18 protein-coding genes, 2 tRNA genes and 1 pseudogene are annotated in these 21113 nt (G+C 45.4%); 6 read left to right on the top strand and 15 right to left on the bottom strand.

Going from position 1 to position 21113, the window contains the following annotated elements:
- Positions 1-81: 81 nt before the first annotated feature.
- The 6 genes and pseudogenes from DSM107010_RS09520 to DSM107010_RS41160 form a co-directional block, all read right to left on the bottom strand.
- Positions 82-1356: a filamentous hemagglutinin N-terminal domain-containing protein gene (locus DSM107010_RS09520; RefSeq protein ID WP_106171089.1), complete on the bottom strand. Its 1275-nt coding sequence runs from the start codon at positions 1354-1356 to the stop codon at positions 82-84.
- A gap of 283 nt (positions 1357-1639) precedes the next feature.
- Complete coding sequence (locus tag DSM107010_RS09515; protein WP_106171091.1) at positions 1640-2050, bottom strand: nuclear transport factor 2 family protein; 411 nt, start codon at positions 2048-2050, stop codon at positions 1640-1642.
- Positions 2051-2141: 91 nt separating this feature from the next.
- Positions 2142-3026: a helix-turn-helix transcriptional regulator gene (locus tag DSM107010_RS09510; RefSeq protein WP_181245424.1), complete on the bottom strand. Its 885-nt coding sequence runs from the start codon at positions 3024-3026 to the stop codon at positions 2142-2144.
- Between the two features lie 60 nt (positions 3027-3086).
- Positions 3087-3168 (bottom strand) — tRNA-Leu (locus DSM107010_RS09505).
- Positions 3169-3206: 38 nt separating this feature from the next.
- Positions 3207-4418 (bottom strand): annotated as a pseudogene (locus DSM107010_RS42885) (ABC transporter permease).
- A 281-nt stretch (positions 4419-4699) separates the two neighbouring features.
- A complete protein-coding gene (locus DSM107010_RS41160) occupies positions 4700-6055 on the bottom strand; it encodes an efflux RND transporter periplasmic adaptor subunit (protein ID WP_158631757.1) in 1356 nt (451 codons plus the stop codon).
- Here DSM107010_RS41160 and DSM107010_RS42140 point away from each other — a divergent pair.
- From DSM107010_RS42140 to DSM107010_RS09470, 4 genes are all read left to right on the top strand, one after another.
- Positions 6035-6160 carry a hypothetical protein gene (locus DSM107010_RS42140; RefSeq protein WP_255409918.1) on the top strand — a complete coding sequence of 42 codons (126 nt, stop codon included), beginning with the start codon at positions 6035-6037 and terminating at the stop codon, positions 6158-6160. The genes DSM107010_RS41160 and DSM107010_RS42140 overlap by 21 nt on opposite strands.
- A 134-nt stretch (positions 6161-6294) precedes the next feature.
- On the top strand, positions 6295-7488 hold the full coding sequence (locus DSM107010_RS09485; protein ID WP_106169517.1) for a sensor histidine kinase: 1194 nt from the start codon (positions 6295-6297) through the stop codon (positions 7486-7488).
- A 572-nt stretch (positions 7489-8060) separates the two neighbouring features.
- Entirely contained in the window at positions 8061-8393 is a 333-nt protein-coding gene (locus tag DSM107010_RS09475) for a hypothetical protein (protein WP_015155222.1), read from the top strand.
- Positions 8386-8643 carry a hypothetical protein gene (locus DSM107010_RS09470; RefSeq protein ID WP_015155221.1) on the top strand — a complete coding sequence of 86 codons (258 nt, stop codon included), beginning with the start codon at positions 8386-8388 and terminating at the stop codon, positions 8641-8643. Before DSM107010_RS09475 ends, DSM107010_RS09470 begins: the two co-directional genes overlap by 8 nt.
- A gap of 147 nt (positions 8644-8790) precedes the next feature.
- Here the strand turns inward: DSM107010_RS09470 and DSM107010_RS09465 are convergent.
- From DSM107010_RS09465 to DSM107010_RS09455, 3 genes are all read right to left on the bottom strand, one after another.
- A tRNA-Arg gene (locus DSM107010_RS09465) sits at positions 8791-8863 on the bottom strand.
- A 129-nt stretch (positions 8864-8992) separates the two neighbouring features.
- A complete protein-coding gene (gene trmFO, locus DSM107010_RS09460) occupies positions 8993-10360 on the bottom strand; it encodes an FADH(2)-oxidizing methylenetetrahydrofolate--tRNA-(uracil(54)-C(5))-methyltransferase TrmFO (RefSeq protein WP_015155220.1) in 1368 nt (455 codons plus the stop codon).
- Positions 10361-10447: 87 nt separating this feature from the next.
- Positions 10448-11923 (bottom strand): site-2 protease family protein, encoded by a 1476-nt coding sequence (locus DSM107010_RS09455; protein ID WP_015155219.1) that lies wholly within the window; start codon positions 11921-11923, stop codon positions 10448-10450.
- 175 nt (positions 11924-12098) lie between these two features.
- Between DSM107010_RS09455 and DSM107010_RS09450 the strand changes: the two genes are divergently transcribed.
- Positions 12099-12743: an MBL fold metallo-hydrolase gene (locus DSM107010_RS09450; RefSeq protein WP_106166432.1), complete on the top strand. Its 645-nt coding sequence runs from the start codon at positions 12099-12101 to the stop codon at positions 12741-12743.
- A gap of 7 nt (positions 12744-12750) precedes the next feature.
- On the opposite strand, the gene crtR is transcribed toward DSM107010_RS09450, so the two are convergent.
- Complete coding sequence (gene crtR / locus DSM107010_RS09445; protein ID WP_106166444.1) at positions 12751-13683, bottom strand: beta-carotene hydroxylase; 933 nt, start codon at positions 13681-13683, stop codon at positions 12751-12753.
- Positions 13684-13874: 191 nt separating this feature from the next.
- Here crtR and pyk point away from each other — a divergent pair, with 191 nt between their 5' ends.
- Positions 13875-15641 (top strand): pyruvate kinase, encoded by a 1767-nt coding sequence (gene pyk / locus DSM107010_RS09440; RefSeq protein ID WP_106166433.1) that lies wholly within the window; start codon positions 13875-13877, stop codon positions 15639-15641.
- 86 nt (positions 15642-15727) lie between these two features.
- On the opposite strand, the gene DSM107010_RS09435 is transcribed toward pyk, so the two are convergent.
- The 5 genes from DSM107010_RS09435 to cax (DSM107010_RS09415) all read right to left on the bottom strand — a co-directional run bounded on the left by DSM107010_RS09435 (position 15728) and on the right by cax (DSM107010_RS09415) (position 20577).
- Entirely contained in the window at positions 15728-16084 is a 357-nt protein-coding gene (locus tag DSM107010_RS09435) for a YybH family protein (protein WP_241994168.1), read from the bottom strand.
- Positions 16085-16593: 509 nt separating this feature from the next.
- Positions 16594-17079 (bottom strand): globin domain-containing protein, encoded by a 486-nt coding sequence (locus tag DSM107010_RS09430; RefSeq protein WP_106166435.1) that lies wholly within the window; start codon positions 17077-17079, stop codon positions 16594-16596.
- A 314-nt stretch (positions 17080-17393) separates the two neighbouring features.
- Complete coding sequence (locus DSM107010_RS09425; protein ID WP_106166436.1) at positions 17394-18302, bottom strand: DMT family transporter; 909 nt, start codon at positions 18300-18302, stop codon at positions 17394-17396.
- A 79-nt stretch (positions 18303-18381) separates the two neighbouring features.
- Positions 18382-19473: a calcium/proton exchanger gene (gene cax / locus DSM107010_RS09420; protein ID WP_106166437.1), complete on the bottom strand. Its 1092-nt coding sequence runs from the start codon at positions 19471-19473 to the stop codon at positions 18382-18384.
- A gap of 6 nt (positions 19474-19479) precedes the next feature.
- Entirely contained in the window at positions 19480-20577 is a 1098-nt protein-coding gene (gene cax / locus DSM107010_RS09415) for a calcium/proton exchanger (protein WP_106166438.1), read from the bottom strand.
- Positions 20578-21113 lie beyond the last annotated feature (536 nt).

Genomic DNA, 21113 nt, shown 5'->3' with positions numbered 1-21113 from the left:
AGCTGTTTGGTACTTCATTCATGGCTACAACACAGAGCTAGACAGGATTTGAGCCTCACCACTACTTCCGTATCACTACCACTACCCGAATGTACTAGCATCTAGTCGAGCATTATTAGTTAAAGACAGCGATCGCGCTTTGATATTGATATTGCCGCCGTTGCCTCTTGCGCTTTCTTGAACTCTACCGAAAATTGTACCGCTGTCTATAGAAATCCCATCTGTAGCAGTTATAGTCACATTGCCAGCATCCCCAGAACCAAAGATGCTAGCAGAGATTACACCACTATTGGTTATGGACAGAGAGCCAGTTCTGATATTAATATTGCCACCTTTGCCCGTACTGCCTGTTTCTACATTGTTGAAGATGCCACTACTAAAAACCCCTTCTGGAAATTCGCCCACACCATCAACAGCTATAGTATCTTGAGCATAAACATCTACATCCCCTGCTACTGCGTCAGCAGATCCCTGATTTCCTCCGATACCAGCAACTAATTCACTCCCGCCAAACAGATCTAAATTGCGGGTATTGACAGCGATACTACCACCACCGCCAGCCCTAACATCAACCAAAGCTGTATTGGATAGAGATATATCTCCTAGAGTTAAATCTGTAGGGAAGCTGAAGCGGAAACCAGTGGAATCGGGGTTAATTCCTACAACTCCTGGGGCTGCAACTGCACCTAGTTCAATTCGTCCTCCTTCAGCAGTTAATCGACCCCCTTCTAAATTAATATTGCTACCAACTATTCCTATAGCCTTTCCAGGCTGGACTTGCAAACCTACGCCGCTAGCACGGTTGATGATATTTCCCGAACCAGTACCAAATTGCAAACCCAAGGGAACGCTCACGGTTAACAGTGGCGCACCTGTACTAGGTGTAGCACTAAACTGTGTTCCATCAGCAAAATTGATACTGCTAGCCGTAGTAGCAACGAACGAGCCGCCAATATTCAACCTGGCATTCTGACCGAAAACTATACCGTTAGGATTGAGTAGAAACAAGTTAGCTGCGCCATTAGCTCCAATTAAACCATCAATCTCAGAAATTGAGCCACCTGTGACCCTGGTGAGTATATTTTGAATATCTGGAGCATTGTTAAAAAAAGCTGCTCCATTGGTAGGTACAGAAAACTGTTGAAAGCTGTGGAATAAATGACCACCTTGCCTAGTTCCACCAGTAATTGTCTGCTCGCCGCCACTGATACCAGTGACAGCAGAACCAACAGTATTGTCCGGTACAACCTGAGCCAGTGTAGCATTCCCAAATGCGATCGCCCCCCCTACTACCACACCAACCAGCCCTAACCTTACTCCCCAGTACCCGAGAATCGGAGATAATTGGAAATACATTTTATTTTTATAATTACTTGAGTTAAATCGATCGCAAATGACGAAGCACCAGTAACTATAAATATCTAGTGAGAAAAAATCAACCCAATTTCATAAAAATACGATCGCGATTGCTCTAGCTAGTGCATCCTTACTCGTCTGCTTTGGTGGTTGTCATTCTGATGCTTGCATAGTACAAATGTCTTATAGTATGATGCCAATGTGTGCAATGCACTTTTATGTGTGAGTGTATTGTTTGTTGTCAGCAGCCCTGGTGTGTTGTTATTCTAGGGCTGCTTTAATTTTAGGAAAACAGGAATTGCCCGATCGCAACTGTATCTGCGTAGAACATCTGTGATTCGACAATTTTGCCATCACGCATTTTATACACGCTGACTACTGGCGAATCAAGCTTTTTACCGCTACTTGCCGCCAGCCCTTTCAACTGCCAAAGGACGATGACATAATCTTCTGCATCTAAAAAGACTGCATCCATCTTCCTCTCGGCTGGCGGTTGAAGATGATTCCAAGTTTGAGCAGCGCCTTCAACGTGTTGCTTTGCACCTTCCAGACCGGAATGTACTCCACCATAAGGAAGTGACTCTGCATCGCGGATGACAATTTCAGGAGCGTAAGCTGCAAGAACTCCACCAATATCGCGTTCTTCGACAGCCTCGAACAGACGGCGAACATTTTCTAGATTCTGTTGTGACATAAATTCTCCTTTCTCGTCAGAATTTATCGACTGACGCATTCAGTATCCAACTATTCTCAACTTCTTCTCTTCAAGGTTCTTGCGATTGTTTTCAACGTTCTTGCGACAACTGCCAAAAAACTTTGGGCGTAACTCCGACAAGGCGTTTGAAATGGTAAGTGAAATGTCCTTGGCTAGCAAAACCAACCGTCTGAGCGATCGCCGCCAATGATAAATTACCCATAACTATTAGTTGTTTGGCTCGTTCGATCCGACAACGAATTAAATATTGATGCGGTGAAATATGAGTTGATTTCTTGAACAAGTGTGCAAAATGATATGGACTCAACCGCACTATTTCTGCTAACTGGGTTAAGCTAATATTTCTATCTAAGTTTGCTTCAATAAAATCAACAATTTGCTGCCATTGCTGTTGCGTAAAACTACCCGTAACAGTTTTGCGCTGACGTGAGTTGCTGGAATATCTCGATAAAAGATGAACCACAAGTGCATGGGCTAGCGAGTCAGCATAAAGATGGCTGTTTCTCCCATCAATTTCTAAGGATGTTTTGAGTGCAAAGCCAATCTGTCCAATTAACGGATCGAATAGTGTAGCTAAATGTGGAATCAGTTCGAGGCGATCGCTGCCAAATACCTCATAGCCAACTGTAGCGAGAAATGACGGTGCTAACAACAAATTGAAAAACTCAGCTTCTTTATTCCAGTGAAACCATTGGCTGAGGTAGGCTGGGTAAATTTTCAAATCTCCAAATCCCGATCCTACCTTCTCATATCGTCCGCCAACTGCTTGCTCCAACTGCACGGGCTTTCCGACATTCAGACAAATAACGTGCTGGGACGACACGTGTTCTGGAACATCGCAAGGTGGTTCTCGAAAATAAGCAAATTGAATGTTTTTCCAGTTAGCGCCATCGCTAGCCAGAATCGGCGAACGGGGAAGGATTAGCGGTAAATTGCTAGGAGTCGGATCGCTCACAATTACCCTGATGCCAATCGCTCGGTGAGAAAAGCTTGAAAGGCTTGAAGAGAGAGGGAATGCGGATGAAAGGACTTGAACCTTCACACCTCTCGGTACTAGAACCTAAATCTAGCGCGTCTGCCAATTCCGCCACATCCGCATATCGGCTTTACGATTATAGCAGAGAAAAAAATATTTTTACTCGCTTCTCAAAGCGGCAATCGGATCTAATTTAGCAGCATTCCGAGCTGGGATAACTCCCGCTAGCAATCCGACGACGAAAGAAAGCCCAAACCCACTCGCGATCGACCACAACGATACGATGAGGGGAAATTTGAAAATATTAGCAGCAGTAGCCGCTATCGCCACTCCCAAACCAATTCCCATCCCTCCGCCAACGACAGAGACGACAACTGCTTCGGCTAAAAACTGAATTAAAATCGCTGCATTAGTCGCGCCTACAGCCTTGCGAATGCCAATTTCTTTTGTGCGTTCGACAACTGAGACTAGCATGATATTGGCAATTCCGATCCCGCCAACGACCAGAGAAATCCCCGCGATCGCCACTACCATGATGGTAAATAATCCTACTACACTACTAAACGTGTTGATAATATCGACCTGATTGATAATCCGAAAATCATCTGCTTGCGGTGGGTAGATATTATGACGCAAGCGTAAAAGGTTCGTGACTTGGAATTGTGCCGCATCTAACTGCGTCTCGTTACTGGCTGCTAACCAAAATCCGTTGATGGAAACTCAAGTTAAAGCATTATTTCCTACCAACCGCGCCGACATATTCGTTAACGGTACGTATACGCGATCGTCTTGATCTTGACCTCCAACCGCGCCTTTTGGCTCCATTACTCCCAAAACCTTATAACTTTGTCGCTGAATCCGAATATCGGCTCCTACTGGATTAACTTCTGCGCCAAATAACTGATCTCGTACCTTAGAACCCAAAACAACAACTGGTTGAGCCGCATCTAAATCTGCCTGAGTAAAAAATTGCCCGACTTGGGGGCGGATATTTTTCACCTCAGAGTAATATAAATCCGTCCCGAGAACGCTAGTAGAAATATTCTGTCCGCCATAAACAACTTGAAACTGACGTTGTAAAAAAGCAGTCACGCCAATCGCTGCTGGAGCCTGTTGCGCTACCGCTTTAGCATCTTCCCAAGTCAAAGTTGAAGCTGAACCTACTCCTTGGTTAATCCCGCCACCAGTCGTGGACGCACCCGCAAGGACGAGCATCACATTCGTACCCAAAGCTTGAATCTGTTGCTCGGTAGATTTTTGCACGCCTTGTCCTACCGAAGTAATAGAAATTACCGAAGAAATACCAATAATTACGCCCAACATCGTTAAACCCGTGCGTAACTTGTGATTCCATAAAGATTCCGCCGCCATCCCGACAACTTCAGCAGTTGACACGGCGTTAGTATTGGCGTGAGGGGGTTGTTTTTTGGGCATGAAGAATAATTGATGGTTAATGGTTAATGGTTGATAGTTGTTGGTTAACCGCTCCCTTGTCCCCCTTGTCCCCCTTGTCTCCCTTGTCCCCCTTGTCTCCCTTGTCCCCCTTGTCCCCCTTGTCTCCCTTGTCTCCCTTGTCCCCCTTGTCTCCCTTGTCCCCCTTGTCCCCCTTGTCCCCCTTGTCCCCCTTGTCCTCCCTGCTCCCTACTCCCTGTTCACCGTCGCGAACCTCCCATACCTGGGATTCCCGGCGTTCTGGTTTGGGGGCGAGTTCCTGGTGGAAAGGTGATGAAGACTTTTTCGGTTCCCGTGAGTCCTGATAAAACTTGGGTTTTGTCATTTACAGTCACTCCGGTTTGGATGGGGGTAAAGACGGGATTGTTATTCTCGCTAGCGACAAATACACCCGTACCGTTAGGTTGACGAGCGATCGCAACTGTGGGAACGACGATCGCATTTTTCACTTCGCCTGCTTTAAAATCAACATCAACGTTCATACCCGATCGCAACAGCTGAGGAGCGGTGAGAATTGCAGCTTTAACTTGAAAACTCGTTACGTTCTGCTCTACTGTAGATTGAACGGCAATTTGAATTACTCGCCCTTTGAAAGTTTTACCTGGATAAGCATCAGCTCGAAAGCTAATGTCTTGTCCGATCCGAATTTGAGCAATATTACTTTCTGATACGTTGGCGACAACCTGATTGTTCGCCGCCAGTGCCAAGATCGAGTTGGAAGTTGCACCAGAAACGGAACTACCTGCGGTGGTGGGAGTAACAAAAGCACCAGGATCGGCATATTTTTGCGCCACTACGCCACTAAAAGGAGCCGCGATCGCCGTATCATTCAATTGAGTTTGAATATTCTGTAATGCCCCTTGTGCTTGTTTAACTTGAGCGCGGGCTTGAGCGATATCTTCAGGGCGCGAACCGTTTTGCTGTAGAGTTAAAGCTTGCTGCGCTCTATCCACAGCTGCTTTGGCACTATTGTAAGCAGCGCGGGATGTAATTAAATCTCGACTGGAAATTGCTCCAGAGGCGAATAACTGCTCGTTTTGGCGCAGATTTGAGGTTGCTTCTTCTAAGGTTGCTTGAGTATTTTGTAACTCTGCTTGCGCTTGAGCAATATCCTCAACGCGATTCCCCGCCAGCAATTTTTGTAAATTTGCTTGAGCTTCTGCTAATCTTCCCTTAGCTTCGATTAATTGTCCCTGTAGGTTTGAATCATCCATGTAGGCGATAATTTGCCCTTGCTTTACCCAATCACCTTCTTTTACCAACAAGCTTTTCAGCCGTCCAGAACTTTTAGGGCTGACATTAATCGATCGCTCTGGTTTAATTGTGCCGTTAGCTGCAACAGTTACAGATAAATTTAATCGTTCTACTGGAACGGAGAGTGCTTGTCGCTGGGCGGCTTGACGGGGAACAATGACAATTTGACGATAAACAATATAGCTACCTGCGGCTACAAAGCCAAGCAAGAATACCCCCAGCACCCACTTAGTAATTCCTACTTTCTTGAAGTTTTTCACGCGCGATGGGAACGTCTCTGAATGAGGCAAATCAGTTTTCATTCTAGCTTCACGCTCGGTAATACACCCGTCATAGCAATTCTGTGCCACTATCTTATAAACGAGTTCGCTCAACCTCATGTAGAAAAAGTCACGATCGCCCTATGACTTTAGTAATGGTTATCAGTTATCAGTTATCAGGGAATCTATACTAATTACGAATTCCGAATTCTCCCTTGTCTCTCTTGTTTCCCTTGTCCCAATTTTGACTTTTGACTTTTGACCTTTGACTTTTAAACCTTGTGACTCGTCCCATTCAACCTCACAATCACCCGTTTCCATTTCTGCTCTATCTAGAGTGGGCATTATTGGCGATCGCAATTTGGACTGAATTATTACCTAATCCCAGTTTGCGGTTTCCAAGGTTTCCTTTGCTAACGCTGTTAAGCATTACTGGCTTTGGGTTGATGGGTTTGAGATTACCCACGGGTAAGTTAATTTACAAAGTTATTTATACTGCTTTTGAAATTGTACTAATTTTATTCACTTCTCTAACTGGTAGTCGAGCAATCCGTCTGTTTCCTTTCCTTTACTTACTTCTAGTCACTCGAAGTTGTCTGATTTTTAACCTACCAGGAAGATTATTAATTACGGGTTTATCTTTTACTTTTTTCCTATTGACGCTACAGCGCCGTTTTCATCGCATTCCCGCACCACCAATGGCTCAAGAACGGTTGCGTTTTTTTCCGCTCCTTCTAGCATTATTATTTGGGTTAGTTTTAGTTTTTGTGTTGTTATTAATGAATGCAGTTTTAGCTGAGCGTCAAAGTCGAGAAAAACTGGCGATCGCCAACGAGCAACTGCGAAAATATGCTTTGAGAATTGAAGACCAAGCAACTTTGCAAGAACGCAGTCGCATTGCACGAGAAATTCACGATTCTCTCGGACACTCATTAACGGCGCTCAATCTGCAAATAGAAACAGCACTTAAACTTTGGCTCAGCGATTCTACCAGAGCTTACACGTTCCTCAAACAAGCAAAAAAATTAGGTTCTCAAGCTTTGCAAGATGTGCGCCAGTCAGTTTCGGCGCTGCGCGATCCGCTGTTGGGACGTTCTTTAGAGCAAGCGATCGCATCTTTGGCTGAAGATTTTGGGCGCTCTACTGGTGTTGTTCCTTCATGTCAAATTCAACTTGCCGATTCCATAACGACAGAAGTTTCTACAGCTATTTACCGCATTGCTCAAGAAGCATTGACAAATATTAGTAGATATGCTTCGGCTACTGAAGTGATAATTCAATTACAAGTTACGAAAAACCATTTAAAATTCACAATTGCGGATAATGGTAAGGGATTTCAATTAAGTCAAAATACCACTGGTTTTGGGTTGCAAAGTATGCGCGATCGCGCCCAAGTCTTAGGAGGTGAATTAAATATTAATACCGCTCCTAACTCAGGTTGCACGATTGTGACTGAGATTCCTTTACATACATGAAAAAGCGATCGTAGAGGGAAATGAAGCTAACGAACAAAGAATTCGCGATTCTAAAAAACGCACTGCCGATTTAGTCCTACAGTTAGCACAAAACGAGGAACAGCGCCAAAATGCTCTCACCGCAGTTATCCAGCAGCAGATCGACCTGAGATTGCAGAAATTTAAGAATGCGATCGCGCTGGAAAACCTGGAATATATCAAGCAGCAGAATTTACTCGAAGTTTTCAATAAAAGTGCTTGACACTTATAAGAAGATTGGCAATAATAATTTAGGGGAGATATTTTATCTCCCCTAAAAATAAGGAGGTGATGCAAAAATAACCAATCCAAATAAAGACGGTAACGGCAACGGACAAAAGGAATACAATCCTGAAATCGAGTTCGAGTACCTTGCAGAGGATATCTGGAGCGAGATAGACCAGCAAGGAAACGAATACGTTGCTTATACCAAAGACGTGCTAGAAGCCTTGGAAGACGAGGACTCTGAATCTGATTCCAACGGCGAGTAAAATTAGCACCATGCCCCTAGTTTTACTAGAGGCATTTCCTGATAGTCAAGAAAAACATAACATATGTCTACTAGTATTATCCATCCACTGCACTACCTAGTCGTTGAAAAAAAGGGGTCTGCCTGGTGTTTCAAGACAGGCGACAGAATATTCTACAACCCCCGCAACGTGCCAGCATCTCTGTCTCTAGAAGACCGACTGCGCCAATTTGGATTAACCATACCGAAAATTGCGATCGAGTTATTTCGGATAGAGGCAGGTAAGGGAGGATATTACCTTGCTAATTTACGTTCTAAGCAGTATTACTACTGCGGGCTCGATTGGCAGGATGTTAAAACAACTCTCCAGCAATTGGGAATAGGACGACCAGAGCCCTTGGAGAACAGCAATGGGTAGAAAGAAACTCAACCGTTCTGTCGTCAATGTCAGAACCGCTCCCGATACCCCCAGTAAGCTCAAAGATCTAGCTTATACCCTCGGTTATATCTATGACGGCGAGGGTGCGACGGGGCAATTACTAGATGCGATCGCCAGTGGTTTAATTCAGTTAACATCACAGGAAGCTAAAGAAAATGAGCGTAAACCAATTACAGAATCTAACCCTGGAGCAATTCTGGCTGCTACCAGAAGGGGAGACGGCATTTGAATCACAGATCGCCAACTCAAGAGCGCCCAAAAAGTCTCAAGAATACCCAAACTTTTTTGGTAGGGGGTGGAGAAACTCCTGAAGCACCACTCCCTGAAAGTCTTGTTCTTTCGTAGATTGGCGTTTTATCAAGGTTTTTATCTTTTACGAGCATAGAGGGATTTGAACCCCCGACCCTCAGAACCGGAATCTGATGCTCTATCCACTGAGCTATATGCCCTTGCACTCGGATATTATAGCATAGCAAGTTAATTGGGAAGCGATCGCGCTTTTTAACCTGGAATATTGAGGTAGGGGCGTACATAAATTTGTAGGGGCGCTTTCTCTGTGCGCCCTTACAGATCGATCGCTAAATTACCCCAGCTAATCCCAAAGATAACCCCGCTTTCCAACTAGCAAGATCGAACAAAGAGCGATCGCGATACCTACCATATCTAAGCTGTTTATTCTTAATCTTCTCGCCTAACTCAGGCAAAATGCCAAAATTAGGTGGCATCGGTTGAAAATGTTTCGGGGCAGCAGAACTGATAAATTCAAATAACGCCCCCATCATCGTTGTGGGTGGTAAAACTAACGAATCTTTACCCAAAGCAATTCTCGCCGCATTCGTTCCCGCCAGCCAGCCGCCAGCCGCCGCTGCTGTATAACCTTCCGTACCAATTAATTGTCCCGCACCTAAGAGAGTCGGACGGTTTTTAAATTGTAATGATGGTTGCAACAACTGAGGAGCATTAATAAACGTGTTGCGGTGCATCACTCCCAAACGCACAAATTCAGCATTTTCCAAACCTGGAATCATTTGAAATATACGCTTTTGTTCGCCCCAGCGTAAATTTGTCTGAAATCCAACCATATTCCACAACTGCCCCGCCTTATCTTCTTGGCGCAGTTGTACTACCGCATAAGGACGTTCCGACTGATTTTCTGGGGCGCGGAAGTCTCCCTTGCGGGCATCAAACAAGCCCACAGGTTTGAGGGGACCATAGCGCATGGTATCTTCCCCGCGTCGGGCAAGTTCTTCTATAGGTAAACAAGCTTCAAAGAATTTAGCATTTTCTCGCTCAAAATCCTTTAATTCTGCTTGTTCTGCCGTGCATAATGCTTGCCAAAACTGCAAGTATTGCTCTTTATTCATCGGACAGTTGAGATAGGCTGCATCTCCCTTGTCGTAGCGAGAAGCGAGAAAAGCAATATCGCGGTCAATTGATTCTCCTACAATAATTGGGCTTGCGGCATCGAAAAAGCTGAGATATTCCATTCCCGTAAAGCGGTGCAAATCTGCGGCTAAATCGGGGCTAGTTAAAGGACCAGTCGCTAGTACAACAACGCCTTCTGGAATGGCGTGAAGTTCGCCCCGCCGCAGTTCGATGAGGGGGTGACGAGAGAGCGTTTCGGTCAAATCTTGGCTAAATTGTCCTCGATCTACAGCTAAAGCACCACCAGCAGGGACGGCGTGACTGTCGGCTTTGCCAATCACTACAGAACCCAATTGACGCAGTTCTTCATGCAACAATCCCGATGCGCGATCGCTTGCTTGCGCCCCAAAAGAATTGCTACAGACTAATTCTGCTAAATGTTCTGTATGGTGGGCGGGACTCGATCGCAAAGGACGCATTTCGTGCAAAATCACTGGTATTCCCGCCTGGGCAATTTGCCACGCCGCTTCTGTCCCGGCTAATCCACCACCGATAACTTGAATTACGTTGTCATTGGTCATTGGTCGTTGGTCATTGGTCGTTGCCAAGAGGTAAATTTTAACTTCTTCCTTGTCCCCCTTGCCCCCCTTGTCCTATCCCTTACCCCTCTAAATTTGTAATAAATTTGTAATAAATCTGGGTGCTGGCAGGATAATTAAAACGAGTAAAGCTAAGACTAGCAGACCGATGATATCGCGTTTGTTGTCTAGTTCGGTTACATCGTTGAGGGCTGGTTCGTCAGCTATGGGCATGAAAAAGAGAATTATCGCCCACAACCAAAAACCAGGTTGGACTAAAGCCAATCCTAAAACTAAAAACCGAGCAATTTGACCGATCGCGGCTCCAGTACGCTGTCCAAACATAGCATGGACGATGTGACCGCCATCGAGTTGTCCTACAGGCATTAGGTTGAGTGCCGTAACGACAAGTCCTAGAAATCCCGCGATCGCCACTGGGTGTAGGTCGATCGCTTTATCTGCGGTTAGTTGAGCGCCTAATGCTAATTTACTCAGGACTGCTAGTAAAATCGAATATCCTGGGTTGAGGGCATCGGGGTCGAGAGTTCCTGCTTTTTCTGGGATTGGCACGACTTGAGAGTTTGCTAAACCCCAGATCAGCAGCGGTAGTGTTGCCACAAATCCAGCTACAGGACCAGCAATACTAACATCAAACAAGGCTTTACGGTTGGGTACGGGGCTGCGCATTTGAATAAATGCCCCAAACGTACCAGGAAAAAAGGGAATGGGAATGAAATAAGGTAGTGTAACGAGAATTTTATGAAATCTAGCTGTTAAATAGTGACCCATTTCGTGAATGCCTAAAATCGCCAGTAAAGCTACGGCATAGGGCAATCCTTCATGTAATTGGGTAATAGTTGCTGATGGTGTGGTGTTATTGCTACTAGCTAATTGCACGCCAACGACGGCAGTTGTAAATAAGGTGGCTATAACTAAGCCTACGGCTAAAAAGGGTCTAGAGAGCTGCGATCGCTCCGCTGGTCTATCTTTTCGCGCTTGGGGATTGGGAACTAGGGCAAAGAAAGGCTTGTTGTTGAGTCCTTCTTGCAACAGGACTAAAAAGCGATCGCCAAATTGATTTTCAATATTTCGCCGAATTTTCTCGTAAGCATCGGTCGGAGAAGTGCGGAGTTGTCCGCGACAGATCACGGCTTGAGGTCGATATTCAATATTGTGAATGTAGAAAGTTGACCAAGGAAAGCAATCCCTCAGTTGAGCTTCTTCTGCTGGCTCGATTGGGCGAACTGGTGTCGGTTCTGGTGTCGGTTCTGGGTTAGAATTGACTGCTGCTGGGTTAGCAGTTGGTGGCGCGGGTGACATTCCTCTCCGTCCCCACTGAATCAGCAGCCAGTACAAAACTGGGCAGATGACAAACGGACCGATCGCTAAAGCAATAGGCAGTGGTTGATCTGGACCGTAGACTGCCATCCATATGCTCCAAATTAAGGCTGGTGTCATGAGTACCAGCCATAAAAGCCAAACGGGTGTCCGCGTCATGCCAGCGACACTGCGCCGCACGATGATATAAGTAAATAGTCCCAGGAGGAGGAGAAACCAAAATTCCATGTCTGTTGCAGTTGTACTGAGTGGGTATCGCGTTTAAGCGATGGAGACAAGTCAGTTGAGAATACTTATCTTTCACCTCCTATTTGCCGTGCCAGTGCCATAATTTTACTCGCCACATAAGATCGCAATTAGACTCTCAATTTAACTTTTACCCCTCACTAATCGTTCCCGAACTTTGCAAAACCAACCTACTCGTTCTCCCAAACTACCACAGGCAATTTGGCATAACGTATTTGCGTTTCCACCCAATAGAGAGACGTTAGGAGGAACTGCTTATCTTATTGTAGAAAATCAAGGCAATATTCTGATAGACTCTCCAGGCTGGGACGAAGTGAATCGGGAATACATCAGTTCTCTTGGTGGAGTTCGCTGGTTATTTATGACGCACAGAGGTGCGATCGGTCAAACGCGACACCTGCAAGCAACGTATAACTGCGAGATTATCATTCAACAACAAGAAGCCTATTTGTTGCCAGGATTAAAAGTTACGACTTTTGAGCGAGAATTTGACCTGGGAAATGGCATTGAAATTATCTGGACTCCCGGACATTCGCCTGGTTCTGCTTGCCTTTACTATCCGCAGCATGGAGGTATTTTATTCTCTGGTCGTCATATTCTCCCCAATCTTCAAGGCGAACCAGCACCGCTGAGAACGGCAAAAACTTTCCACTGGTTACGCCAATTACGCAGCGTCAAATTCATTTGCGATCGCTTTACCCCAGAAACCTTGCAATATATCTGCCCTGGGGCAAATACAGGGTTTCTGCGGGGTCAGCGAGTTATTAGCAATGCGTATGAGAGATTGAATTGTGGGAGTTAGTAGTTGGTTATTGGTCATTGTGTAGAGACGTTACATGTAACGTCTCTACACTCGTTTCCTCTTTCCGATGCAACCGAATCCCTAGAAAGACATCATATAAAAAGCTCCAAAAGTCTTTTCCTTGCCAGATACCTAGAGTTTGAGGACTGCCTTTGGCATCCAAAAGATGCTTGGTGGCATGGTATGCGGGTTGATATTTATACCAGGGAATTGAAGGCCATAGGTGATGGGTGAGGTGATAATTCTGTCCGCCGATCAATAGATTCAGTACCGGATTGGGATAAACTCTGGCATTTGTCCAACGCCCGCGATCGCTAAATGGACGATGGGGTAGATAATCAAAAAATAATCCTAAAGTCAGCCCAACAATAGCAGTTGGGATAAACCAAAAATTGAGGATATAGCCCAAAAAGTGATATTGAATTGAGATGTAAAAAATTGCTGCGACAATTGCACGGCTAATAAACCACTCTAATAATTCGTATTTTCGCCACAATCGCCGCTGAAAGAAAAATACTTCATGATAGAAGAAGCGAGCATTAATTAACCAGAGAGGACCACCAGTAGAGACAAAATGATCCGGATCGTTTTCTGGGTCGTTAACATGGGCGTGGTGCTGTAGGTGTACCCGCGTAAATACGGGAAACGAGAAAGCTAACATCATGGCGCTGCCATGCCCTAAAATTGCATTGATAATTCGATTAGGATGGGCAGCTTGGTGACAAGCATCGTGAATCACAGTGCCAGACATATGAATGGCAAGAACGTTAATTGTAAAGCAGCACCAGTGTTGCCACTCCCACAGCCAGTAACCGCAGTTGGATAATACTAATAAGGTCATGGCTGCCAGAAACATCCACACATCGGGATTTATTTTCTCAGGAGGTGCTAAAAACTCCTTGGGAACTGTCAGTGGCTTCTTTGCCTCCGACGCGATCATCTTGACTCCTTTTGTTATCGGTTGTTGCAAATTATGTTGCAAATTATTATGGTACGTTCACTAGAATACTAAAGTTTTGTGTAGCATGAGTCATTTTTACTACTGCTACTAGCAATTTATTCTCTGGCGATCGGGTGATATACCGATCGCAGTACGATCTGTAGTTTGTTATCCCCTTGAAAGTTGCCTTCATGCAGTCACTAGACTCCGTTCGTCGCACTAAAATCGTCGCTACCATTGGTCCCGCTACTAGTAGCCCAGAAGTCCTCAAGGCATTGATTGAGGCTGGAGCAACCACTTTGCGGCTGAATTTTTCCCACGGCACTCACGCCGACCATCAACGCAGCATTCGCCTGATCCGGCAGACCGCTTTTGAATTGGATCGTCCGGTTGGAATTTTACAAGACTTACAGGGACCGAAAATTCGCCTGGGTAAGTTTGAGACTGGCTCGATTCAAGTGGGTCGGGGCGATCGCTTTACTTTAACTAGCGATCGCATTGTCGGGACTCAAGAGCGCAGTTGCGTGACTTACGATCTGCTAGCCGATGAAGTCCCCGTAGGAGCGACAATTTTACTGGATGATGGGCGAGTCGAAATGCTCGTGGAAGATGTCGATCGCGATAACAAAGAATTGCACTGTTGCGTCACTGTGGGGGGCATTCTTTCTAATAATAAAGGGGTAAATTTTCCTGGGGTCTATCTATCCATTAAGGCAATGACAGATAAGGACCGCGAAGATTTACTTTTCGGTCTAGATCAAGGTGTAGATTGGGTAGCCCTTTCTTTCGTGCGCAATCCTCAAGACATCTTAGAAATTAAAGAAATTATTTCTAATGCAGGGAAGCAAGTGCCTGTAGTTGCCAAGATTGAGAAACACGAGGCGATCGATCAGATGGAGGCAATTTTGCCTCTGTGCGATGGTGTGATGGTGGCTAGAGGGGATTTGGGGGTAGAACTACCAGCGGAAGACGTGCCGATCTTGCAAAAGCGGTTGATCGTGACGGCAAATCGCTTAGGTATCCCAATTATCACGGCAACCCAAATGTTAGACAGCATGGTTCACAGCCCTCGACCGACTCGCGCTGAAGTCTCGGATGTGGCAAATGCAATTTTAGATGGTACGGATGCGGTGATGCTGTCAAATGAGACGGCTGTGGGGAAATATCCGGTGGAAGCCGTGGCGACAATGGCAAAAATTGCCGTGCGGATCGAACAGGAACAGGCTCTAGCCTCGCCTCCAGCTCATATCAAAGATGCGCGGCGATCGATCCCCAATGCGATCAGTCAAGCAGTAGGACAGATTGCCGAACAATTAGAAGCATCTGCAATTATGACGATGACGAAGACGGGATCGACGGCGCGAAATGTGTCTAAATTTCGACCTCAGACTCCAATTCTTGCCGTCACTCCCCATGTCGATATAGCTCGACAGCTACAAATGGTGTGGGGAGTAAAACCGCTGCTGGTACTGGATTTAGCTTCGACGGGACAAACGTTTCAGTCGGCTCTCAATGTGGCGCTAGAGAAAAATCTCTTAACAGAAGGAGATTTGGTCGTGATGACGGCTGGGACGCTTCAGGGAGTATCGGGATCGACAGACTTGATTAAGGTAGAAGTGGTGACAGCTTTACTCGGTCAAGGTGTTGGCATCGGTCAGGGTTCCGTCAGCGGTCGCGCTAGGGTAGCTCACGCCGGGATAGATGTGAGTAAGTTTAATCCTGGGGAAATTTTAGTTGCGCCCCGCACTTCTGCTGATTTTGTCGATGCGATCCGCAAAGCCGCAGGGATTATCACCGAAGATGAGAGTCTTACCAGTCATGCTGCGGTCTTGGGTTTGCGTTTGGGGATTCCTGTCATTGTAGGAGTCAAACGCGCTACCGAAGTGATTCGGGATGGGGCAATTTTGACTTTAGATATGCAGCGGGGTTTGATTTATTCTGGGGCTGTGGGGGGTTAAGTGGAAGGGGCGATCGCATTCTATTTGAGAAATTGAGTTAGGGGTGCGATCGCGTTTCATAAGAAGAAACCCCACCTTGGCGATCGTTACTTGAGGTTCCACATTTGCCTCTTAATTAGCCATTCTCCCGAGTCCTCTTGATGGAAAAGCCAGGTCTTCGTGGTTTTGTATGAATTTGTCACCCCATCAGCGTAGGCGACAGTGTTTACATTGCCTTGTGCAACTCCATATACCCATCGATCGTCGATCCGTAGAGCATCAAGGGGTGTCAGCTGAACAGTCCATTTTGCAACATCATAGTCCTTCTGTTCGCTCTTTGAAATCTCATCCGAACCGCGCTCAGGCTCCGATCCTGGTGGAATCCGAATCGCATCTGTGGCGAATAACTTCCGATAGGCTGTCGAATCGTTTGCACTAACAGCTGCCTGATACTTTTCACACATTGCCTTGAGAACCTCGTTCGCGTCAATCATAGTTCGCTCCTTGGTTAGGTTGCTCTTTCCTATTCCACAGCAGGTGAGCAGTATTGGTATAACCGAAGCCAACTTCTCGCACCGGATCTCATGGCAGCATCTCCGTGCAGCTGAATATCGTCGAACTTATCGACGCAAGACTAGTTTTGAGTCAAAACTGAGTGAGATCGCTATGCGTCCTTGTTGGAGCGAGTAATTAGAATAAACTCCACAAAAGTTACTCAAACTAAATACTTAACTGCCACCAGAGTGACATATTTATATTTTTATACTACTTAATTCGTAGCGGTTTTCGCAATAGTAAATTACAAATCTTTGAGAACATTAAACTGAATCGAAATATTGGGTAAAGCGATCGCATATTCTGATTACTTTGATTTTAAGGATAGGCGATCGCACGGTCTATTAGGCACTCAGCCTGTTTCAGCTTCTCGACTAAAATAGCCGTTACTTTGGCTTCTGTCAGTCAGTCCAATGCACTAGGGACGGTCAGCTTTCGCCAATTGCTCAGTTAGTTCTCGATCTTCTTGTTTATAGATCGCATTTTCTTTTTGAATAAAGATGTTTGCTAAAGCATTATAGGCTTCAGCCCATGCTGCAATAACCTCATCAGTTGCGGCATCTTGCAAAACATCTTTCATCGCCTGCAACAGCTTTTCACCAATCAGCGGATATTGCTCTGGTAGTATGCGAGTTCCTACATGACGATGGGCAATCTTATCTACTGCGGTAGCCAACTCATCTAGGTGGTCAATATGAGTCGCATAGGCGTAAACAGCCGCAGCTAACTTGCGTGCTTGCCCGCCACCGTCTAGATGCTGCATCCAAGTCGTTTCAAAGCTGCGTTTATAGTCAGGTCGTTCTTCAAACGCAATTTGATACATTCGCCTGGTAATTTCTTCACCTTTTTCTTTAATAATTGGTGCAGTTGCTTTAACAATTTCAATCGTTTTTTGACTAACCATTACTAAAACTTCTCCTCTTCTTATCGGAACTGTTGGAGAATAGAAGCTAACGATGGATTAAACTGACTTGTTCTGTCTAACTCCCCGATCTAGGAATTCATTGTCTAATGCGTATGTACGATATTATACATTGCTTTTTAGGTTGCTGCGTAGAAAACTACAGTATATTTTTCTATAAAAATTAAGAAGGCTTTGCGCGCTCTATAAATCCTTTTAAAGCGATCGCTCTATATCAAAATATTCGATCGTCCGATCGCATATTCTGAATTATCTGAGTTTTAAAGAGAGGCGATCGAAGAGCCTACCGAGCGAGCTCATGACGAATTGGTAGCTCTAGTAATTGTTAGTAATCCCCAAAAAACTAGTATGCTACCAATGCCAAACCAAAGCGATGGAATTTCTTGTAAAGCTATAGAGGCAAATAACACGGCAAACACTGGCTCTAGCAGCAATATTGCAGTTGACAGTACTACTGGGAGCCGCTGAGCTGCTACCGTATAACACAAAAATGGCAAAGCAGTGGACAAGATTCCTAGCCCTGACAATACAAGGATCGCCTGTCTATCAATTCCGATTCCAATTGATAGTTTAGAGAAGAAAATTGCACCCAATATAGATAAAACACTGCCAAGCAAACAAGTAACGAAAACGACATCAATCGATTTTGGTGCCATGTTCTGGTTGGCAAGAGTCTTAAACCAAAGCGTATAAAGTACAAGCAAACCCGCAGCACCTAATGCCAAAAGATAGCCGGTCGTTGTTTGCCAAGAAACAGCTTTATAACTAGATAACTGAGGGAACAAAATCGAACTAACTCCAGCCGTAGCTAGTAACATTCCAATGCCTTCACTTCGCTTAATGGGTAAGCGTGCAACATACTTGTAAGCAATAATAAACAAAGGTGAAGTCGTAAATAACAATGTAACTTCCCCCACAGGTGCCATCTGAAAAGCTGTTGTACCTAAGACATAACCCCCAACAGCCAGCAAACTCAACCACCAGATTGGCAGAGTGCGAAAGGAGAAAGCCAGATTATGTCGAAAACTTGGTACTAGCAACAGGATCGGCAGCATCGCAGCCGTAGCGGCTAAAAAGCGACCTGCCAGAACTGCAAAGGGAGACCACCCTGGAAGCCACCGGACAAAGACGCCCACCATACCCCACGTAGCAGCGGCACACAGTGCTGCTATTAAGCCTTTACCGTCCAGGTTCGATCGAGTCATACCGGTGAGAGATCGAAAATAACAGCGTGGTCGAGGGGTGTGTATTCTACTCGACCTTTGAGATTTTGTTAGCTCTAAATCACGCTGGATGAAAATAGAAAGCTAAGCCCAAGACTGTATAGGTTGCTAATAGCAAAGTTCCTTCTAACCAGTTAGAACGTCCATCTAAACTAATCAGATTTGCAACTAACACGGCGATCGCTACAGCTACGGCTTCAAAAGGATTGAAATCTAAATCCATTGGCTGTCCGATTACCTGTCCGACAATTACCAACACAGGAGCCATAAATAATGCTACCAAAAGGCTCGAACCCATTGCGATCGAGACGGACAAGTCCATATTATTTTTGACCGCAACTCGCACTGCTGTCACGTATTCTGCCGCACCACCAACTAGAGGTAACAGCACCACACCTGTAAATAAGGGAGTTAACCCCAATCCAGCGGTAGCTTCCTCCACCTGACCGACAAACAACTCTGACTCGTAAGCAACAGCAAGGGTAGCGGCGGCTAGAACGCCAACCCACAGCCAGAGATTAGGTTTGTGGGTAGACGATTCAGACTTGGGTTGAGCTTCATTTTCCAAATCTACCAATCCCACGTCGTATAGATAGCTGTGGGTTTTTAACGAAAATAGCAGCGTCATCCCGTAGACAAGAATCAACACGACTGCGGCTGCAATGGAGAGATTTTTAATCGCTACTGGTTCTATGCCGCTAGAAGTTTCAATCACCAGTGTCGGTAGAATAATTGCGATCGCGGCTAATGTCATGGAAGAACCATTCACTCGCGCTACCACAGGTTGAAAATCCTGTTCTTTGTAACGCAAACCTCCCAACAACATCGCCAAACCCATAGCTAGGAGTAGATTGCTGATAATACTGCCCGTAATACTGGCTTTAACAATATCAACCAATCCTTCTTTAAGGGCAACTAGGGCGATAATTAGCTCTGTGGCATTGCCAAACACGGCATTTAACAACGCACCAATTGAGGAACCCGTAACAATCGCCACTTCCTCCGTCGCCGTACTCAGCCAAATTGCTAAAGGGACGATCGCGATCCCTGACGTGATAAATATTGTTAGCGATCCCCATTCTAAATAACGAGCTGCGATCGAGATGGGAATGAAAACCAACAATCCAAGCGAGATAATATTCTTGATTGACATGAGGGATTATCCGATACCGTCAATTACGGGGTGGAAATAAAACGCCAACCCCAACACTGCATATGCAGCTAACAGCAATGTACCCTCTAACCAGTTCGAGCGACCATCGGAACTGATAGAATTTGCAATTAATACCGATACTGCTACTGCTACCAGTTCAAACGGATTGAAGTTGAGATCCATTGGCTGTCCCAACATCCAGCCAGTTATTACCAGTACGGGAGCGACAAATAACGCAATCTGCAAGCTCGATCCCAAAGCAACAGATACCGAAAGATCCATTTTATTTTTCATTGCCACGGTGACGGCTGTAGCGTGTTCTGCGGCATTACCGATAATTGGGACTAGAACCACCCCTGTAAACAAAGCTGTTAAACCTAGCTGGGATGTCGCAACTTCTAAAGCATCAACTAGCAATTCTGATTCCACTGCCACGAGAATTGTCGCCCCTAATAAGACTCCCACCCATACCCACAACTTAGATTTTGCCTCTTCTGCATCATCTTCACTTGGTTCGGCTGCTGCTACTCCGGCATCGTAGAGATAGACATGAGTTTTCATCGAAAACACCAATGTCATTATGTACACTGCCATCAAGACGATCGCGATCGCAATGGAAAGATGTTGAATTGTAGCTTCGCTAATCCCACTAGAGGTAAAGTCTACAGCCGTGGGGATCAAAATGGCGATCGCGGCTAAGTTCATCAAAGAAGCATTCACCCGCGCTACCACAGGCTGAAACTCCTGTTCTTTGTAACGCAACCCTCCCAGCAGCATCGATAAACCCATCACCAGCAGCAAGTTACCAATAATCGATCCTGTGATACTGGCTTTCACCACATCAACCAATCCAGCATTGAGCGCCACGATTGCGATAATTAACTCAGTGGCATTACCAAAAGTCGCATTCAACAACCCGCCTAAAGTTGGACCCACAACTACTGCAAGTTCTTCAGTTGCACTTCCCATCCAAGCCGCCAGCGGTAGAATAGCCAACCCTGCCGTAATAAATACCGTCAGCTCTCCCCACTCTAGTATGTGAGCGGCGATCGATACTGGGACAAATAGCAGCAAGACGGAGAATAGAATATTTTTTCCTGACATTAGCAGATTAATTATCGGTACAACCGATTTTAGGCGAAGGTTGTTGGTTGTTGACAATAAACCCTGTAAGGGCGGGTTTTGCGCGCAGATTTTTGGTTATAGACGTGACTCTTTGCTAAACTCGCCCCGACAAAATCTGAACTTGTACGGGCGGTTTTGTAAGTAGATTGCTGGTTATAGGCGTGAATTTGTTGTTAAACCCGCCCCTACGACAACTGATAACTGATTTGTAACCAATCGTGTAGATTCGTGAACCGATCCCCAAAGCTAGTTGCAAAAATATTAAGCCAATCTTAAATAAACCTAAACTTGCAGTTTAATAAGATCGAGTGCGATCTCATGCTGAGGAGCAAGGTCAAGCTAGGGTGCGACTGACTTCAACATCTGCCATCAGTTACGATTTACCGCCCAGCTATCTCGATCTCTGCTTCATTTGAGTTTTAATCTAGAGTCTTAAGCACGTTATTTCACATAGCTACTCCTTTGAGCAATGTAGGGTAGCAGATTGTAGAGCTTGTAAAAATTAATTTGTAATT

The organism is Chroococcidiopsis cubana SAG 39.79, assembly GCF_003991895.1.
GTDB classification, from domain to species: Bacteria; Cyanobacteriota; Cyanobacteriia; order Cyanobacteriales; family Chroococcidiopsidaceae; genus Chroococcidiopsis; species Chroococcidiopsis thermalis.
This window is presented reverse-complemented; position numbering and strand designations above follow the sequence as displayed.

Excerpts from the sequence above, each read along its gene's own strand:
- DSM107010_RS09455 (WP_015155219.1), bottom strand. The coding sequence starts at position 11,923 with ATGGAATTTTGGTTTCTCCTCCTCCTGGGACTATTTACTTATATCATC.
- DSM107010_RS09515 (WP_106171091.1), bottom strand. The coding sequence starts at position 2,050 with ATGTCACAACAGAATCTAGAAAATGTTCGCCGTCTGTTCGAGGCTGTC.
- DSM107010_RS09475 (WP_015155222.1), top strand. The coding sequence starts at position 8,061 with ATGTCTACTAGTATTATCCATCCACTGCACTACCTAGTCGTTGAAAAA.
- DSM107010_RS09435 (WP_241994168.1), bottom strand. The coding sequence starts at position 16,084 with ATGTGTGAAAAGTATCAGGCAGCTGTTAGTGCAAACGATTCGACAGCC.
- DSM107010_RS41160 (WP_158631757.1), bottom strand. The coding sequence starts at position 6,055 with ATGAAAACTGATTTGCCTCATTCAGAGACGTTCCCATCGCGCGTGAAA.
- cax (WP_106166438.1), bottom strand. The coding sequence starts at position 20,577 with ATGTCAGGAAAAAATATTCTATTCTCCGTCTTGCTGCTATTTGTCCCA.
- DSM107010_RS42140 (WP_255409918.1), top strand. The coding sequence starts at position 6,035 with ATGAGGCAAATCAGTTTTCATTCTAGCTTCACGCTCGGTAATACACCC.
- DSM107010_RS09470 (WP_015155221.1), top strand. The coding sequence starts at position 8,386 with ATGGGTAGAAAGAAACTCAACCGTTCTGTCGTCAATGTCAGAACCGCT.
- DSM107010_RS09520 (WP_106171089.1), bottom strand. The coding sequence starts at position 1,356 with ATGTATTTCCAATTATCTCCGATTCTCGGGTACTGGGGAGTAAGGTTA.
- crtR (WP_106166444.1), bottom strand. The coding sequence starts at position 13,683 with ATGATCGCGTCGGAGGCAAAGAAGCCACTGACAGTTCCCAAGGAGTTT.
- pyk (WP_106166433.1), top strand. The coding sequence starts at position 13,875 with ATGCAGTCACTAGACTCCGTTCGTCGCACTAAAATCGTCGCTACCATT.
- DSM107010_RS09425 (WP_106166436.1), bottom strand. The coding sequence starts at position 18,302 with ATGACTCGATCGAACCTGGACGGTAAAGGCTTAATAGCAGCACTGTGT.
- DSM107010_RS09430 (WP_106166435.1), bottom strand. The coding sequence starts at position 17,079 with ATGGTTAGTCAAAAAACGATTGAAATTGTTAAAGCAACTGCACCAATT.
- cax (WP_106166437.1), bottom strand. The coding sequence starts at position 19,473 with ATGTCAATCAAGAATATTATCTCGCTTGGATTGTTGGTTTTCATTCCC.
- trmFO (WP_015155220.1), bottom strand. The coding sequence starts at position 10,360 with ATGACCAATGACAACGTAATTCAAGTTATCGGTGGTGGATTAGCCGGG.